The 17,637-nt window shown below is 35.7% G+C and carries 16 protein-coding genes; 2 read left to right on the top strand and 14 right to left on the bottom strand.

The features are described from left to right. Positions 1-477, top strand: coding sequence for a type II toxin-antitoxin system death-on-curing family toxin (locus D1J36_RS05650; protein ID WP_014937562.1), 477 nt, complete (start codon positions 1-3; stop codon positions 475-477). A gap of 112 nt (positions 478-589) precedes the next feature. Beyond that, complete coding sequence (locus D1J36_RS05645; protein WP_052911677.1) at positions 590-880, top strand: GNAT family N-acetyltransferase; 291 nt, start codon at positions 590-592, stop codon at positions 878-880. On the opposite strand, the gene D1J36_RS05640 is transcribed toward D1J36_RS05645, so the two are convergent. From D1J36_RS05640 to clpB, 14 genes are all read right to left on the bottom strand, one after another. Further along, positions 872-1,309, bottom strand: a complete 438-nt coding sequence (locus D1J36_RS05640) for a redoxin domain-containing protein (protein ID WP_154137551.1) — start codon at positions 1,307-1,309, stop codon at positions 872-874. The two genes, D1J36_RS05645 and D1J36_RS05640, sit on opposite strands and share 9 nt — an antisense overlap. 40 nt (positions 1,310-1,349) lie before the next feature. Continuing rightward, complete coding sequence (locus D1J36_RS05635) at positions 1,350-3,377, bottom strand: TonB-dependent receptor plug domain-containing protein (RefSeq protein ID WP_154137550.1); 2,028 nt, start codon at positions 3,375-3,377, stop codon at positions 1,350-1,352. A gap of 101 nt (positions 3,378-3,478) precedes the next feature. Continuing rightward, complete coding sequence (locus tag D1J36_RS05630) at positions 3,479-4,708, bottom strand: 3-deoxy-D-manno-octulosonic acid transferase (protein ID WP_154137549.1); 1,230 nt, start codon at positions 4,706-4,708, stop codon at positions 3,479-3,481. A gap of 2 nt (positions 4,709-4,710) precedes the next feature. Continuing rightward, a complete protein-coding gene (locus D1J36_RS05625) occupies positions 4,711-5,166 on the bottom strand; it encodes a DUF1648 domain-containing protein (RefSeq protein ID WP_154137548.1) in 456 nt (151 codons plus the stop codon). Next, positions 5,167-5,880 carry a C40 family peptidase gene (locus D1J36_RS05620; protein WP_154137547.1) on the bottom strand — a complete coding sequence of 238 codons (714 nt, stop codon included), beginning with the start codon at positions 5,878-5,880 and terminating at the stop codon, positions 5,167-5,169. A gap of 4 nt (positions 5,881-5,884) precedes the next feature. Beyond that, on the bottom strand, positions 5,885-6,532 hold the full coding sequence (locus D1J36_RS05615; protein WP_154137546.1) for an O-methyltransferase: 648 nt from the start codon (positions 6,530-6,532) through the stop codon (positions 5,885-5,887). A gap of 90 nt (positions 6,533-6,622) precedes the next feature. Continuing rightward, on the bottom strand, positions 6,623-7,459 hold the full coding sequence (locus D1J36_RS05610) for an OmpA/MotB family protein (protein WP_154137545.1): 837 nt from the start codon (positions 7,457-7,459) through the stop codon (positions 6,623-6,625). 79 nt (positions 7,460-7,538) lie between these two features. Beyond that, entirely contained in the window at positions 7,539-8,786 is a 1,248-nt protein-coding gene (gene rodA, locus D1J36_RS05605; RefSeq protein WP_154137544.1) for a rod shape-determining protein RodA, read from the bottom strand. Continuing rightward, a complete protein-coding gene (locus tag D1J36_RS05600) occupies positions 8,761-10,803 on the bottom strand; it encodes a peptidoglycan D,D-transpeptidase FtsI family protein (protein ID WP_154137543.1) in 2,043 nt (680 codons plus the stop codon). Before D1J36_RS05600 ends, rodA begins: the two co-directional genes overlap by 26 nt. Continuing rightward, entirely contained in the window at positions 10,800-11,309 is a 510-nt protein-coding gene (locus D1J36_RS05595; RefSeq protein ID WP_154137542.1) for a rod shape-determining protein MreD, read from the bottom strand. Before D1J36_RS05595 ends, D1J36_RS05600 begins: the two co-directional genes overlap by 4 nt. Continuing rightward, the gene (gene mreC / locus D1J36_RS05590; RefSeq protein WP_004916357.1) at positions 11,299-12,153 is read right to left on the bottom strand and encodes a rod shape-determining protein MreC; all 855 of its coding nucleotides are present in this window, start codon (positions 12,151-12,153) and stop codon (positions 11,299-11,301) included. The genes D1J36_RS05595 and mreC overlap by 11 nt, the downstream gene beginning before the upstream one ends. 22 nt (positions 12,154-12,175) lie before the next feature. Next, a complete protein-coding gene (locus D1J36_RS05585; protein ID WP_154137541.1) occupies positions 12,176-13,201 on the bottom strand; it encodes a rod shape-determining protein in 1,026 nt (341 codons plus the stop codon). A 160-nt stretch (positions 13,202-13,361) separates the two neighbouring features. Continuing rightward, positions 13,362-14,669, bottom strand: coding sequence for a ribosome biogenesis GTPase Der (gene der / locus D1J36_RS05580; RefSeq protein ID WP_079207398.1), 1,308 nt, complete (start codon positions 14,667-14,669; stop codon positions 13,362-13,364). A 191-nt stretch (positions 14,670-14,860) separates the two neighbouring features. Beyond that, a complete protein-coding gene (clpB, locus tag D1J36_RS05575) occupies positions 14,861-17,452 on the bottom strand; it encodes an ATP-dependent chaperone ClpB (protein ID WP_154137540.1) in 2,592 nt (863 codons plus the stop codon). Between the last annotated feature and the right edge of the window lie 185 nt (positions 17,453-17,637).

Here is a 17,637-nt window from a genome sequence, read left to right as displayed (position 1 = left end):
ATGAATGTTTTAAAAATCCCAACAAAATACGCTATCAAAATTCACGATAAAATAATTGAAATTTCCGGAGGACAACCTGGAATTAAAAATTTTGGAAATTTAGACAGCCCTCTTAGCCATTTAGATAATGATGATTATTACCCTACTTTTGAAGAAAAACTAACTCATCTGGTTTTCTCTATTAACAAGTTTCACGCATTTAACGATGGTAACAAAAGAACTTCTATTGCCATTGGAGCCTACTTCTTACAAATAAATGGTTTTGAATACTGTATTGATAAATTTATCATCGAAATGGAAAATATAGTCGTACTTGTCGCCGATAATATAGTGGATAAAGAATTTCTATATGAACTCATATTTTCTATTATCAATGAAGAAGACTACAGCGAAGAAATTAAATTAAAATTATTTAGAGTACTATCAAATGTTATAAAACAGGAACCTTTAGGAGTAGATTTTTATAAATTTTATTAGACCTAGTTCTTATACTAAAGAGATAACTGTTTTAAAAAAATAGTTATACTAAACATTTAATTATTTTTTTTCAGTGCAGATGTTACCAAAAAAATAAAAAAAAACAAACACAATGAATTTTAAGAACAACCAAACAGGAAATGGCGGATTTATAAGTATGTCTAACGACACCGAAGAAATAGGACGACTAACCTACACCATTCTACCAGAGAAACAACAACTCATCATTTCATTTGTAAACATTTTTCCGAAGTTTGAAGGGCGAGGCTTAGGAAAAGCTCTAATAAAAGAAGCCATTAGCTTCGCTAGAGAACACCAATGGACTATCTATCCGCATTGCTCCTACGCTCGTGCTGTAATGATGAGAATGGAACACCTAGACGATGTCTTCCCCTCAATATGATGCCACAAGTTCCGAAAGCTGCTCCTTAGACCAATAGCCCTCATAGGTTGTTAAGATACTTCCATCTTTATCCAACAATACCCACAAAGGATAAACTTGGTTGCGAGGCGAAAAATAATGCGCAAGTTCGTGTAGCCCTGATGTTCTTCCACTGGTATAATAACGGTAAGTTTTACCAAAAAACGAAAGACTTCGTTTCTCTTTTTCTGCATTCAAATCCAAGAGGTAAACACGCTCCGAGAGTAAACGAAGTAAAGAAGAGGCTTGTTCTAAATCTTTAATCTGTTTCTTACAGACCGAACACCAATCGGTACGAACAAATACCAAAGTATTTCTGGGTCGAGAAAGCCTCAAAGTATCAAATGCCTCCCAAGACACAAAAGGAAGCTGCTGTGCCTTGGGGAAAAACACCGTTATAAAAAGTGTCATTTGAATCCGTAAGATGTTTTTCAGCATTTGATGTTGTGTTTTATTTAATGTTATACCTCAATCCAATAAACCCTCTGATGCCCAACATTGGAGCATAGCCATATTCGGTATCAAAAGTATAACCATACGGGTTGCTCGGCTCCGAAACTTTTGTATCAAACGGGTCAAACGGTCGCATAATAGGATTTTTCGGTGTAAAATTAAACAAGTTTTTCACACCACCATACACCTCTATGCCGAGTTTAGAAAAATGTTTTCTAATCTGAATATTCGCTAAAGTGTACCAAGGCGAATGGGCAGGTCTGAAATCATTAGGCAACACAGGCAAACGCATCGGTCCATAAAAAGCCCCTGTAAAATCTGCACTCCATTCCTTTGGAAAATTATAGCTGATAGCATAAGTTCCCGACCATCTGGGAGCGAATAACTGTTGTAGGGTTTCCGTTTGCCCATCTTCTTCGTATTTCTGATACACTTCCATATAAGACGCTCCCAAATTAACGGTAAGTGGCGACCCTAATTTTAATTCCGTATTCAGCGAAACGCCTTTACTCACCGCATAGCCTTTCAAATTTTGATAAATAATTTGATTGGGATTGGTATCAAAATCCCCAATGATTTTATTAGTGAAATGAGAATAAAACCCTATCATATCAAAATTGATGTAACCGCCAGAAGTGTAAATTTTGTGCGTAAGATTAAGGTTTCCGTTGTAGGAGCGTTCGGGATTCAAGGCTTCCGAAATCACCACTTCCCTAGACCCCGTAAGAGCAGCGTGGTCTTCTGTAAAAAGATTGACCACTCGGAACCCCGTCCCGAAACTCGCCCTCAAATTAGTCTGTGAAGCCAAACTCCATTTATACGCCACTCTTGGTGAATGTATCGCTCCGTGAAATTTAGACCAATCTAATCGGTAGCCTACCAATAAAGTATTTTTATCGTTGATATTCCATTGGTTTTGAGCAAAAATACCCGGCAGCCAATCGTTTTGAGGTTGATTGATTGTTCCATCTTTAGAAAGTGTCCCTGGCGTATTATCGTCGTAATATACATTTTTGACGGTAGCTCCCAATAAAAAATCAGATTTACCCAACGTCTTATCCCAATAGATTTGTCCAAACGCCGTAGATTGCTTCGCTAAATAAGGCACATCGCCATAAAACGAATCTTGATGATGATAGTTATACGAAAATTGAGTAACCACCTTTTCTTTTATCGGAAGTTGATAAATCCCTATCGTTTCAAATCTTTTGGTGTAAATACTCTCCCCATAAACTTCATCGCTCCCTCGGTGTTTTTTCTCCCATTCCAAAACGCCTCCAAAACGGTCTTCATTGAAATACCTTAAAGCCAAACTCGCCACTCTTCCTTCATTTCTTTGGAAATCCCATTTATTAAATACTGAAATTCGGTTTTGCAGTGCCGCATCGGTAAAGTTGTCCCTATTCTTATCTATTTTATTTTGAAAATTGAAATAATTAAGGCTTAATAAAGAGGACACCTTATCGTTTAATCTAAATTTACCGCCAATGTCTGTATTGTGTTCGCCCCAAGAAGTGGAGTTAAGATTAAGCGTTAAACGCGGGGCAGTAAGTGCGTTTTTAGTAATGATATTGATGATACCTCCCATTGCTTCCGAACCGTAAAGGGACGAAGCTGGACCTTTAACTACTTCCACCCGTTCTATCATACTATTTGGGATACCATTAAGTCCGTAAACTGTGGAAAGAGAGCTTACAATCGGCATTCCATCAATTAAAATCAAAGTGTATGGTCCTTCTAACCCATTGATGTGAATATCTCCCGTATTACAAACGGAACAATTAAGTTGCGGACGCACACCGTTAATCATTTCCACCGATTCCATAATGCTGGGAGTGGGATTCTTTTCAAAAAATTTTGCAGAAAATACTTCTACTGGCACAGGGCTTTTATCCCTACTCACTGCCTTTAGTGTCCCCGTCATTACGATTTCTTCTATATCCTTGGAAGATTTAGCAGAGTCTGCCTCTTGAGAAAAAACGCTTATACTAAAGCAACTACCTAATAAAAATAATGTTCGTTTCATATAAAGTTACATTTATCTTCTTTAAAAGTTAGACAAATCTAACAATTATATCTAAAACAACAAAACCTCCGCTTTATTTTTTAACGAAAAAACAAGATAAATTAAAATTTAGACAGGATATGCTCCGTAGCCTTAGGCTGATTAGAGATGAAAACTTCTGCACTATTAGCCATTCTCTTCCTCAAAGATTCATCTAAAATTAAAGATTGAATAAATTGAACCACCTCTTCTAGAGTAGAAAAAGACCTACCTCCTCCATAATCAATAAGTGCATCGGCTTCTGGGTTTTTACGATATTTATCTCCAAACAAAACAGGATTTCCAAAGACTGCCGACTCTAAAATATTATGTAGCCCAGCACTATGAAAGCCACCGCCTACCACCGTTATGTCCGCATAAGCATAAATTCTAGAAAGCAACCCTATGGTATTTATAATAAGGATATTATTTTCTTCATTGTTATCAAACTCTTGCTCATTTAGTTCTGTATATAACAACGCTTGAGGAAATTTTTTCTTAAGTACAGGCACTCGTTTTAAATCGTGTGGGGCGATGATGAGTTTAACTTCATTGTTAACTTCTGTAACCTTTTCAGCGATGATTTCTTCAGCTTCCCAAGAACTTCCGAAAACGAGTAATAGGCTTTGGTCTTTGAACTTTTTAACCAATGGTATTTCTTCAAAATTAACTTTAGTTGCCTTCACTCTATCGTAACGCGTGTCCCCTGAAAGAGATGATTGTGATAAGCCAATCCCTTGAGCTAAAGCCAACGAATCTTTAGTCTGATGGAAAAACCAATCTATATTCTTTTTTAATTCCGCCACCATCCATTTTCCATAAGGTTTAAAAAATACTTGAGACGGGTAAAATAGTGCCGAAACTACAAAAGTTTTTACTTGCTTTTGCTTAAGTGCACTAAGTAGATTGTACCAATAGTCGTACTTTACAGTAAAGAAAAGCTCCACTTGAAAGTGCTTTAAAAAAGAGGCTACCCCCTTTCTAGTGTCAAACGGTAAATAACAAATGGCATCTGCAATAGTTTTCTTTTTAATCACATTTTCGTAACCAGAAGGAGAAAAAAAGGTAACCAATACTTTATAATTAGGATATTTTTTCTTTAATCCTTGCAATACAGGTAAGCCTTGCTCGTATTCGCCTAGACTGGCGGCGTGCATCCAAATCACTTTATCGTTTGGAGAAAAGGTATTTTTAACAACAGTATTGCTTTTTTTTCGTCCTTCCCACCCCTTTCTAATTTTTGAATTGAAAACACTCCCAAATCTAAAACCAATAATTAGTAAGCGTATAAATATGAAGTATAAAAATTTCATTTTTATTTATATATATAGGATAACACCATATAAACCAAAGGAACAGCAAATACACTTATAAAGCAAATGATGATGTAAGGTTTAAACTGTTTTCTACACGCAGATTCTGTACAAATTGTAATGGAAAGAAGAAAATGTTTAAAAAACAAAATTACCAACAAAAGTAACTTCATCATCAAATCTCCCATATATAACTGCACTTCTCTATTTTTTGGTGTAATGGGTACGATAAGGTTAGGTTCAGATTCAGGTAATACTAGCATAAACAAACTCAAAATAATGCCTGCCAAAGTTGGTAAGAAAAATATCATCACACGAGAACCCCAGGCATCAGGCTCTAAATATAAATTAAAGTGGGTAGGTATTTTTTGAGGTAGTTTAGGGTAAGCCTTTATTGCCCTTACAAAAAGTAAAAGCAACAGTATTACATTTATAATATCTAAGCCTTTAAACCACATTTATAAAAGTGTTTTGATAAATCTGAGTTTATGCGTGTGTTTGTTTTGGTCTTTATTAAAAATCCCTACGGAGTCCAACTCATCTATCCTTACTTTACCGTGAGCGTGGATTATTTTTCGGTCCTCTAGCATAATGCCGACATGGGTAATTCTACCTTCTTCATTTTCAAAAAAAGCTAAATCTCCCGCTTGTGCTTCTTCTATAAAATCTAGTACTCGCCCTACATCCGCTTGCTGATAAGCGTCTCTTGGAATTTTTATACCACTTACCTTATAAACAATTTGAGTAAAACCGCTACAATCTATCCCAAAAAAACTACGCCCTCCCCAAAGGTACGGTACATTGAGAAACTTTTGGGCGGTATCTGCAATAAAACCTCTAGTATTTGCAACTACCGTTTCCACTACATCAGACTCTATTTCGGAGCCAATAGACAAAAGTAATTTTTCATCTCCAAAACCATACTCCAAAAAGGGTTGTATAACAAGACTTGTATTACTTTCACTAATATTTTCGTCTGAAATTATTTTAAACTGTTTTGCATCAGCCCAGCCTTCGTAGCCGTCAAAATCCATTTTTATATGCACCCAATTTCCCTCTTGAGAAAGTATCTCCACAGACTCTCCATACAATACTTGAGTGATAATTTCCGCTCTATCAAAGCCTTCTGAACGCACTGGTACTACCGAAACACTCGCAACCGCTCTACTCATGATTTTATTTTTTTCTTGCCAAATTTAAACCGTCTCGCAAAGGTAAGATTAGATTTTCAAAATCGGGGTCTTTTGCTAAGATTTCGTTTAATTCTTTAATGACTTGCGTTGATTTATCTTTAGAATTTTCTTCTAAAACCTTACCATACCAAAGTACATTATCAAACATCAAAACGCCACCCAAATTTAACTTAGACTTTACAGCATTGAAATAATTAACATAATTACCCTTATCTGCATCTACAAACACCATATCAAACATTTCTTGGGTTGAATTAAGATAGTCCAAAGCATTTTCTAGCCTAAAATCTATCTTGTCAGAATAGATGCTTTCTTCAAAGTATTTCTTTGGGATATAGGCTAAATCTTCATTGATGTCTAAAGTAGTGATTTTACCTCCACTTGGCAAGCCTTCAGCCATTGACAAAGTAGCGTATCCTGTAAACGTCCCAATTTCTAGCACCGATTTAGGACGCAACAGTTGAGAAATAATAGACAACAATCTCCCCTGCTGAACGCCTGAAATCATATGAGGTTGTGTAGTTTTCTGATAAGTTTCTCTCCTTAATTTTCTAAGAATTTCGGGTTCACTAGATGTATGCATTTCCAGATAGCGATCCATATCGGGACATTGTTCTTCAAAAAAGCCCATAAATTTCTGAATGATTTAATTTTAACTAAAAAAACACCTCACTAATATAGATAAAATTAGTGAGGTATTGTAAATTTTGTATGAGATAATTTATCTTTTCACTGGAGCAATGTCCATAAGTTTCATAAACTCATCTAGTTTAGGCATAATGATGATTTCCGTTCTACGGTTTTCCGCACGCCCAGACACACTCATATTGGTTGCTTTAGGGTTATATTCGCTACGCCCACCAGCTGTAATTCTACTTGGATCTACCCCAAACTGATTCTGCAATACTTTAGCTACAGAAGTCGCCCTTAAAGCTGACAAATCCCAGTTGTCTTTTGGTAAACTCGCAGAACTAAGTGGTACATTGTCTGTATTTCCTTCAATTAAAACAGAGTATTTATCGTAGTCGTTAATCACTTTAGCTACCTTTCCTAACACTTCTTGTGCCGCTGGAAGAATATTATAATCTCCTGACTTGTAAAGCATTTTATCAGAAAGTGAAATCATTACCACTCCTTTAAGTACCTTTACCTGAACATCTTGGTCAGCCACATTATCTAATGAACGCTTAAGTTTGTTAGATAATGCTAAATTTAAACTATCATTTCTTGCATTGGTAGAAATAAGCTGTTTGATATAAGCATTAGAAGCGTTAATCTCTCCAACCAATTTATCAATATTTGCAGAAGATTTTCCTGTATTAGAAAGACAAGCGTCTAACGAAGATTTAAGTGCCTCATTTTGTCTATTCAGAAGGTCATTTTGACTTGTTAATCCTGCATTAGAAGATTTTAAATCTTGAATTTCTCTCTGACGCTCAGCTGCACTTTCTAGGCAGTCTTTGTAGTTAAGATTTAAGGCATCATACTGCTTTTTGCTAACGCACGAAGTCATTGCAAGTGCCATTGCCCCAACAGCTAAAATTTTTGTAAACTTCATCTTAATCATTTTTTAATAGTTCTCCAAAGATAATAAAATTGTACGAAATCTAGTTTTTTTTAACCAAGATTAACAAAGCCTAGACCAAACTATTCTTATCTGTATAGTTAAGTTTAAAGAATATTGCTGTCATAATTGAAAACGCCAGCAAAGAACTTCCACCATAACTAAAATACGGCAACGGAATCCCAACCGTAGGAAATAACCCCATTACCATCCCTATATTGATAGAAAAATGCAACAATAAAATAGAGGCAAAACTATAACCAAAAACTCTATTAAAGGTGCTTTTTTGTCGCTCGGACAAATAGTATATTCTACCAATATAAACGGCATAAAAAATAATTAGCAAAATACTGCCTAGAAACCCCCATTCTTCGCCTACAGTACAGAAGATATAATCGGTCTCTTGCTCTGGCACAAATTTACCTTGCGTTACCGAACCTTGCTTATAGCCTTTACCTGTAAATCCTCCAGAACCAATAGCCGTTTTGGAATACAACAAATTATACCCCGAAGTATCTCTAAAAGCTCGTTCGCCTTTGTAAAGCACTTCTATTCTTTCTCTTTGGTGTTTAGGCAATTTTTCTAGTACCATTTTAGAAGAATATGCCATTCCTCCTAACATCAAAAAACCTAAAATAATTGCAATAATATTAACGGGTATCCATTTAATTTGATTCTGATTAAAAAATAAAAGTAAAGCTAGAAAAATAAAAGTAATGACAACAGCATAAATAGGGTTCATTTCCAAATTTATTTCTAAATACAACGAACCCAAAAATACCAATGCAAAAATACCAATACCACCGAAAAACCACCCCGTAAGCCCTTCTCTATAAAGAGCTATCACAAAAGCCATAAAAACAAGTAAAGACCCAACATCAGGAATCATAAGTACCACCACACCTGGTATCGCTATAATGGCAAACGCCGTAAGAAATGACCGTTTATCTTTAAGGTTAAAATCTGGGTGCGAGGCATAATTAGCCAACATCAGAGCTGTACCAATTTTAGCAAATTCCACAGGCTGCATAGTTATACCTCCAAATTTATACCAGTTTTTTTGCCCTAAAATTTCTGTCCCAAACGGAAACAACCCTATCAACAAAAGAACACCAAGTATGTAGAAAATACCTGACAAATTCTCAAAAAACTTAGACCTAGTAACGAAAATAATAAACCCAACAAACAGAGAGATTCCAAAAAAAATAAGTTGTTTTTTTCCTAATCCTTCATCTACACTATTGATATTGAATATAGCAAAAATGCAGATAAGAATGTAGAGCCCTATCCCAAGTTTATCTATTCCTTCTGCTTTGTTCATTTTTTACGCTTTTAAGTTTTAAAGAATCTATTTTTAGTTTTAGCTCTTGTTTCTTTTTCTCTGGGAGATTAATCTTAAGACTATCTTGCAACTTCACAACTGCTAGGCTATCTGCATTAATTTTATACAAGCCTTTTCTCTTTAAATCTTGTATCCATTGTCTTCTATACTCTGACATAAAACTAGAAGAAATCATTTTTCTATAAAGGTGCTCTCTTTTAATTTCTCCTGTTAAATATTTTTCCGCTATAATTGTACAAGCAGGACCCGCCCATGTTGCCCCAAAACCTGCGTGTTCCATCACTGCTGCCACTACAATTTTAGGATCTTCGGCAGGAGCTATCATAGTATAAATAGAATTATCTTTACCTTGAGGTACTTGTGCTGTACCCGTTTTTGCCAATTGGGTAAAGTCATTAGACTTTAAACCTCTACCTGTCCCTCTAAGTACCACTGCTTCCATACCTTTGAGAACCGCATCATAAAAGGCTTTATTTTGAACCAAAGTTTTATGTTTCTTTTTAAATCTAGGGTCTGGATTAGGTTTACCGTCCACTGACTTCACAATGTGAGGTGTATAGAACCAACCCTTGTTGGCTATCGCTGCGGTAAAATTAGCTACTTGTAAAGGTGTTAGAAGTATATCTCCTTGTCCCATTCCATTAAAAATAGCTCCCGTAGCTAGAGGATCCCACTTTTTAGCATCTCCAGTTCTACCACTCGCTTTGTAGATAGAAGCCATTCTTTTTTCGTAGAACTCCCCACTAGGAATTTGCCCTTTTGCTCCCACCGCCAAATCATTATTCAAATACACACCCAGCCCAAAGCTATTCATAATTTCCTTCCATTCATCAATTCCTTTAGACGGATTACCTGGGTACTTGTTAATAATTGCTAAGTAAGCATAAGAAAAATAACAGTTGCTAGATACTTGTATTGACGGAATCAGAGGGTCTGCCCCACCATGACCTTTAATCCTTAATCCCCTATAATTAAACCCTCCTCCACAAGGGAATACGGTGTTTGGAGTCATCACACCCATTTGCATCGCTGCTAGAGCAGTTACTAATTTAAAGGTAGAACCTGGTGGATAAGCCGCTTGGATAGACCTGTCAAACATCGGCATATCAAACTTATCGGTCTGAAGCCTGTAAATATTTTTATTTTTATCTGGACCTGTAAAAGTCGAAGGATCTACATCTGGACCTGTAGCTAAAGCTAATATCTCTCCTGTTTTAGGGTCTAAAGCAACTATTGCTCCACGCTTGTTTACCAACATTTCCTCTGCAATTCTTTGCAAATCATAATCTATGGTGAGAGTTAAATCTTTCCCTGTAACTACCTCTTTATCTAATTCTCCATCTTTGTAAGGTCCAATACTTCTTAGTTTAATATCCTTTTGTATGTATTGTACTCCTTTTTCTCCTCTAAGCTCCTTTTCATAAGATTTCTCTACACCTGATTTTCCTATGATATCTCCAGGGAGATAGTACAAAGAATCCTTCTTAATATCAGCCTGATTAACTTCATTCGTAAAACCAAGTAGATTACCCGAAGTACCTACCTCATACTTTCTTTGTGGACGAGTAACAATATTAAATGCCGGATATTTAAAAATAAGCTCCTGAATTCTAGCCATTTCTTCTCTAGAAAGATTTTTCATAAAAGTCATTGGCTGTACTTTGGAGTAATATTTTTCTTTTTTTATCTCTTTGATTTTTTTTATAAAATCTTGCTTACTAATTCTAACCAAATTACAAAAACCAATAGTATCAAAATCTGGTCTCATAAGTGCTTGGGTAAACGAAATCTCATAAGATTGTTTATTCCCAACCAAAATTTTACCATTCCTATCGAATATAATACCTCTTTGTGGGATAATATATTCTGTTTTTATGGAGGTGTTTGCAGCGTTTAATGCGTATCTATCTGTAAATAATTGAAAATAAGCCAACCTCGCTATAAAAATGACAGCGATAAGTGATAAAACGATACTAATTTTGTAAAAAGGTTTCAAACTTTTTGCTTGATTTTAAATATTAAAACATACAGCAAAATAAACACAAATGAAATAACCGAAGTTATTAAAACATTAAGGGATATTTCTAAAATTCTATTTAGTTTAAAAAATTCTATAAACTGTACCAGTAGCTGATGTATCAATATACTAAAGAAAATATACATTAAAAATTGTGTCCATTGTATATTTTGAAATGAAAAACTATCTGTAGCCTCGTTATCTATCGAAGTTTTGAAAATAAGCGTTCTAAAGTAAGCGATAATAGTCATCGCTAAAGCATTGATACCCCATGTTCCTAAAAAAGCATCTATCCCTAAACCTAAAAGAAAACCCACCACTAGAAATACATAAAGGTTTCTATAGAATGGATAAAACATAATAAGTACAGGATAAACCACAGGAGTATAAGCCCCCGCTATAGAGATTTTATTAAACAAAAATATCTGAGCTGTTACTAGAATAACCGAAAACAGTATATCTGTAAAAATATTTCTACTTATCATCTTTCTTTATCACAGCGTTTAAACTATCCTGCACTTGTTGTAATTCTACTTTCTGTAGATTTTTTACAACAAATACTTTTTTAACATTCCCCATATCCTGACCAAGCTCCACGCTTATATCCCAAAATCCAGTCTTAGTATCCACCTGAAAACCAGCTATGGTTCCTATAGACACACCTGCTGGGAAAACATCAGACTTCCCATCAGTTACTACTGTATCTCCCACTTTTATAGGTACATACTTCGGAATATCTGATAAATGCATCACTCTAGAATCATCTCCTCTCCAAGTAAGAGTTCCGAAATAACCTGTATTTTTAAGAGCTGCATTCACCCTCATTTTATTCACACTAAGTACAGACTGCACAATGGAATAATTATTCATACTGTTGATGACAATACCTGCTACTCCATTTGAGGCGATGACGCCCATTTTAGACTGCACTCCTTGATTTTTTCCTCTATTGATAGTAAAATAATTATCTCTCCTAATGATGGTATTGCTCATCACATCAGCATCAATAATATGATAAATTTGTGAATTTTTATCCACATCTTTCACTCTGATATTTCTAGGAACACTCTTGTAGTTTTTACCATATACCTGCTCCATTAAAGCTTTATTCTGCTCTACTAATTCATCATTTATTTGTTTAAGTTTTAAATAGTTGGCTCCTTCATCTATATACCCAGAAACCCAAGAATTAAACGATGCCACTTGTCCTGCTAAAAAGGATTGTTGCATAGAATTCCGAGTGAAAATAAGAAATAAGGCTACTATTTGTAAAAAAACAAAAAATACAAATAAAGCATTTTTAGAAAAAAACCTCAGCAGATATCCCATAGAGGAGTACTCTAAATTTTAATTATTTAATAAGAAAATTAAACTTATCCATATTTTTAAGAGCAATCCCTGTACCTCTTACAACTGCTCTTAGAGGGTCTTCAGCTACAAATACAGGAAGTCCTGTTTTCTTATGAAGTCTATCTGCTAAACCTCTCAACAATGCTCCACCTCCCGCTAAATAGATACCTGTTTTATAAATATCAGCTGCTAGTTCTGGTGGGGTCATAGAAAGAGTTTCCATTACCGCATCTTCTATTCTAATGATAGATTTGTCTAAGGCACGAGCTATCTCCTTGTAACCTATCATAATTTCTTTAGGTTTACCAGTAATTAAATCTCTACCTTGTACTGGAATATCTTCTATGTCTATATCAAGCTCTTCAACAGCAGAACCAACTTCTATTTTAATTCTTTCTGCAGTTCTTTCCCCTATGAATAAATTATGGTGTGTTCTAAGATAGTAAGCAATATCATTAGTAAATACATCTCCTGCAATCTTAACAGATTTATCACAAACGATACCTCCTAATGCCACTACTGCAATCTCGGTAGTACCACCACCTATATCGATAATCATATTACCTTCAGGCTTTTGTACATCTATACCCACACCTATTGCAGCCGCCATTGGCTCGTAAATCAGCCTTACTTCTTTAGCATTAACCTTTTGAGCAGAATCTCTTACCGCTCTCTTCTCTACCTCAGTAATTCCTGAAGGAATACAAATTACAATCTTCAACGCAGGCTGAAACAGTTTACCTTTAATCCCTGGAATTTGCTTAATAAATTCCTTTATCATATGCTCAGAAGCGTGAAAGTCCGCAATTACCCCATCTTTAAGCGGACGCACAGTTCTAATATCTTCGTGCGTTTTACCTTGCATGTGTTTAGCCTGTTCTCCCACAGCGATAGGTTTCCCTGACTGTCGATCTATAGCTACAATAGAAGGCTGGTCTATAACAATTTTGTTATTATGTATAATTAGTGTGTTAGCTGTACCCAAATCTATCGCAATTTCCTGCGTAAATAAATCAAATAACCCCATTTTATTAGTAGTGTTTGTGATAAAATTATTTAAGTTTACAAAGATATAAATTTAGACTCACTTTAAATCATCTGATATTAAAAAAAATGTTAAAATTTAACTCCACACAAAAAGAGTAGCCAATTTAATAACCGCTACTCTTTTTATTATTTTTATGATTTTATTTTTGTCGGAAATAAACTTCTATAGGTACCCCTGTGAAACCAAACTCCTTACGCAACTGATTTTCTGTAAAGCGTTTGTATGGCTCCTTAACATACTGTGGTAAATTACAGAAAAATACAAATTGTGGTGATGGTGTAGGAAGTTGCACACAATATTTAATTTTAATGTATTTACCTTTAATAGCTGGAGGCGGCGTATGTTCAAATACTGGTAGCATTACCTCATTTAGTTTAGAAGTTTTGATTTTCTTTTTACGATTTTCATAGACTTCCATAGCCACTTCTACCGCTTTCAAAATCCTTTGCTTGGTGAGAGCAGAAATAAACAAAATAGGCACATCACTAAACTGCCCGATTCTCTTTTTGATATTATTCTCAAAATCTCTCATTGTGTTGGTTTCTTTCTCCACCAAATCCCATTTATTAACCAAAATCACAATGCCTTTTCTATTTTTCTGTGCAATACCAAAAATATTCATATCCTGAGACTCCCAACCTTGTGTTGCATCTACCATAATGACTACCACATCGGAATGCTCAATCGCCCTAACAGAACGCATTACAGAATAGAACTCCAAGTTTTCGCTCACTTTGGACTTTTTACGCATACCCGCCGTATCTACCAACACAAATTCGTGTCCGAATTTATTGTAGATGGTTTCTATACTATCCCTTGTTGTCCCCGCAATATCTGTTACAATATTTCTTTTATTGTCTAATAAAGCGTTGGTAAGCGTAGATTTCCCTACATTAGGACGCCCTGCAATGGTAATTCTAGGCAACCCATCAAAAGGGTCTTTATACTCGGTGGTTGGGAAGTCCGCTACCACCGCATCTAACAAATCTCCTGTACCAGAACCTGTAGCAGAAGAAAGTGTGTAATATTTCTCTATTCCTAATTGATAAAATTCCGTTGCTGGTAATTCTTCCTTAGCCGAATCCACCTTGTTTACTACAATATAAATAGGCTTATTAGACCTTCTTAACAGCTCATGAATTTCTTGGTCGGTATCCGTTAAACCTTCTTCCACATTGAGCATAAATATAATAGAAGTTGCTTCATCTACCGCTAATTGCACTTGATGACGAATTTCTTCCTCAAAAATATCATCAGTACCTACATCATATCCTCCTGTATCTATTACAGTAAACTCTACTCCATTCCATTCAGATTTACCGTAATGGCGGTCTCTTGTAACTCCCGCTACAGAATCTACTATAGCTTCTCTTCTTTCTAGAAGCCTGTTGAATAAAGTGGATTTCCCTACATTAGGACGCCCCACTATGGCTACAATATTCGACATATCAAAAAATGTTTAATAAAAAATTATTAATGGGTTACTCCAACTTTTGAAGCCCAATTTTTTTTGCAAAGATAGTTTAATTATAAATAATAATAAGTTTTAGCTATTTTACCTCTAATCCCATCATAAACAAAGCCTAGGCTTACACTTGCCTAAGCTTTGTCTTCGTTATAATTTATACTTTTAATTATCTACTCCGCTTGTCTAAATACCAATCCACTCTCTTTGAAATAATCCAAAATAATGCGGTCGCCATCGTTCACATTACCTGCGAGGATTTCTTTAGAAAGCTGGTTAAGCACTTCCTGTTGCAATAACCTCTTGAGCGGCCTTGCCCCAAACGAAGGGTCATAACCTTTCTCTCTGATGTAGTTTAATGCATCTTCGGTAGATGTTAAAATGATATTTTTCTTTTCCAACATCTTATTAAAGCCTCTCAACAAGTACTGTATAATTTTACCTATCTCTTTCTTATTAAGTGGTTGGAAGAGCACCACCTCGTCTATCCTATTAATAAACTCTGGACGCAACGACTGTTTAAGCACTCCAAAAACTTCCTCTTTAGTTTTAGAAACTATTTCCTCCTGATTTTCTTCTGTAAGCCCTTCAAAATTTTCTTGAATAATATGAGAACCTAGGTTAGAAGTCATAATCACGATGGTGTTTTTGAAATTAACAACACGACCTTTATTATCCGTAAGCCTTCCGTCGTCTAACACCTGCAATAAGGTATTGAATACATCTGGGTGAGCCTTTTCTATCTCGTCTAAAAGCACTACCGAATAAGGTCTTCTTCTTACTGCTTCCGTAAGTTGTCCGCCCTCATCGTAGCCTACATACCCTGGAGGAGCACCCACCAATCTAGACACCGAATGACGCTCTTGATATTCACTCATATCAATACGAGTCATATTATTTTCATCATCAAATAGGAACTCTGCTAATGCTTTTGCCAATTCGGTTTTACCTACTCCCGTAGTTCCTAAAAACAGGAATGAGCCAATTGGTTTTTTCTCATCATTAAGCCCTGCACGGTTTCTTCTGATAGCATTAGCTACCGCTTCTATAGCTTCCTCTTGCCCCACTACTCTTTTGTGGAGTTCGTCTTCTAGGTGAAGTAATTTTTCTCTCTCGCTTTGGAGTAGCTTTGTTACAGGAATCCCCGTCCATTTAGAAATAACTTCGGAGATATGCTCTGCCGTTACCTCTTCTTTAATGAGTTCATTTTGGTTATTCTGCATAAGAAGTTCTATCTTACGAAGTTCCTCCTCTTTTTCCCTTAATTTACCATACTGAATTTCCGAAACCTTGGCATAGTCGCCTAATCTTTGAGCTCTTTCTGCTTCTAGTTTCAACGCCTCAATGTCTTTTTTAATCTGAGTTAAATCTTCAGACTTTTGCTTTTCTTGTAACCACTTTGCATTGATTTCGTTTCTTTCCTCGGTTACCTTAGCTATATCCTCTTTAAGGTGGTCTATTTTAGTTTGATTACCTTCTCTAGAAATTGCAGCGAGTTCTATCTCTAGCTGCATCAATTTTCTATCTAGAATATCCAACTCTTCAGGCTTAGAATTGATTTCCATCCTTAGTTTAGAAGAAGCCTCGTCTATCAAATCAATAGCTTTATCTGGAAGAAAACGGTCTGATATATAACGCTGAGACATTTCCACCGCAGCGATAATAGCTTCATCTTTAATTCTGATTTTATGATGAAACTCGTACTTATCCTTAATCCCCCTCAAAATAGAAATTGCCGACTCCGTATCTGGTTCTTCCACCATCACTTTTTGGAAACGACGTTCCAATGCTTTATCTTTTTCAAAATATTTTTGATACTCGTTAAGCGTCGTTGCTCCTATAGCTCTAAGCTCTCCTCTAGCCAAAGCTGGTTTTAGGATGTTAGCTGCATCCATTGCCCCTTCTCCACCTCCAGCACCTACTAAAGTATGTATTTCATCTATAAAAAGAATGATTTGCCCATCTGATTTCGTTACTTCATTAACCACAGATTTCAGACGCTCTTCAAACTCTCCTTTGTACTTAGCCCCCGCAACCAACGCCCCCATATCTAAGGAATAAAGCGTTTTATCCATTAGGTTTTCTGGCACATCTCCAGAAATAATCCTATGAGCAATGCCTTCAGCTATAGCGGTTTTACCAACCCCAGGCTCTCCTATAAGGATAGGATTGTTTTTGGTTCTCCTAGAAAGAATTTGCAATACACGGCGGATTTCCTCATCTCTACCAATCACAGGGTCTAGCTTGCCCTCCGCAGCGAGTTCATTAAAGTTCTTAGCGTACTTGCTCAAACTTTGGTAGGTTTCCTCCGAACTCGCTGAAGTAGCCTTACTCCCTTTCCTAAGCTCCTTTATTCCTGCTTCTAGCAAAGCTCTAGTAACTCCCATATCTTTAAGTAAAGAAGATACTGGTGACGAAACCTCTATTAAAGCCAACCAAAGGTGTTCTATGGTAACATATTCGTCTCCCATTTTTTTAGCCAAATTAGGAGCTTCCAAAAGTACTCTATTACCTGATTGAGAAAGATACAAACTACCACCTTCTACCTTAGGAAGAGTTTCTAAATTTTGCCTATTACGCTCTCTAATGAGAGTAGCATCTGCTTCTGATTTTTTTAGTAGAAAGCTAGAAATGGTATCATCGCTTTCAAAAATACCCTCCAAAATATGCTGAGGTTCTATACTTTGGTGTCCGAACGCCATAGCTAACTGCTGCGCTTTCTGAATCACCTCTTGTGATTTTACTGTAAACTGATTTAAATTCATAATGATATATGTGATTTTTGTTTAAACTTTATTTTTACATTCTGAGATTAACAAAAAGCGTTCTATCATAAAAATCACCTAAAAATAAGACAAAATTTCCTGTTTTACATTTGCAAAACCGATAAAACAAGACATATTTTCTCATTTTGTTTTATTTAAAATATTATTAGCTAAAAAAGAAGAAA

Source organism: Riemerella anatipestifer (assembly GCF_009670965.2).
In the GTDB taxonomy this organism is placed as follows: Bacteria; Bacteroidota; Bacteroidia; order Flavobacteriales; family Weeksellaceae; genus Riemerella; species Riemerella anatipestifer_B.
Note: the sequence above shows the minus strand (reverse complement) of the source record. Positions and strands in the feature narration are given on the sequence as shown.

Coding starts and splice junctions, on each gene's coding strand:
- der (WP_079207398.1), bottom strand. CDS start 14,669: ATGTCGAATATTGTAGCCATAGTGGGGCGTCCTAATGTAGGGAAATCC.
- D1J36_RS05650 (WP_014937562.1), top strand. CDS start 1: ATGAATGTTTTAAAAATCCCAACAAAATACGCTATCAAAATTCACGAT.
- rodA (WP_154137544.1), bottom strand. CDS start 8,786: ATGAACAAAGCAGAAGGAATAGATAAACTTGGGATAGGGCTCTACATT.
- D1J36_RS05615 (WP_154137546.1), bottom strand. CDS start 6,532: ATGGGCTTTTTTGAAGAACAATGTCCCGATATGGATCGCTATCTGGAA.
- mreC (WP_004916357.1), bottom strand. CDS start 12,153: ATGGGATATCTGCTGAGGTTTTTTTCTAAAAATGCTTTATTTGTATTT.
- D1J36_RS05595 (WP_154137542.1), bottom strand. CDS start 11,309: ATGATAAGTAGAAATATTTTTACAGATATACTGTTTTCGGTTATTCTA.
- D1J36_RS05635 (WP_154137550.1), bottom strand. CDS start 3,377: ATGAAACGAACATTATTTTTATTAGGTAGTTGCTTTAGTATAAGCGTT.
- D1J36_RS05620 (WP_154137547.1), bottom strand. CDS start 5,880: ATGAGTAGAGCGGTTGCGAGTGTTTCGGTAGTACCAGTGCGTTCAGAA.
- D1J36_RS05630 (WP_154137549.1), bottom strand. CDS start 4,708: ATGAAATTTTTATACTTCATATTTATACGCTTACTAATTATTGGTTTT.
- clpB (WP_154137540.1), bottom strand. CDS start 17,452: ATGAATTTAAATCAGTTTACAGTAAAATCACAAGAGGTGATTCAGAAA.
- D1J36_RS05585 (WP_154137541.1), bottom strand. CDS start 13,201: ATGGGGTTATTTGATTTATTTACGCAGGAAATTGCGATAGATTTGGGT.
- D1J36_RS05625 (WP_154137548.1), bottom strand. CDS start 5,166: ATGTGGTTTAAAGGCTTAGATATTATAAATGTAATACTGTTGCTTTTA.
- D1J36_RS05640 (WP_154137551.1), bottom strand. CDS start 1,309: ATGACACTTTTTATAACGGTGTTTTTCCCCAAGGCACAGCAGCTTCCT.
- D1J36_RS05645 (WP_052911677.1), top strand. CDS start 590: ATGAATTTTAAGAACAACCAAACAGGAAATGGCGGATTTATAAGTATG.
- D1J36_RS05610 (WP_154137545.1), bottom strand. CDS start 7,459: ATGAAGTTTACAAAAATTTTAGCTGTTGGGGCAATGGCACTTGCAATG.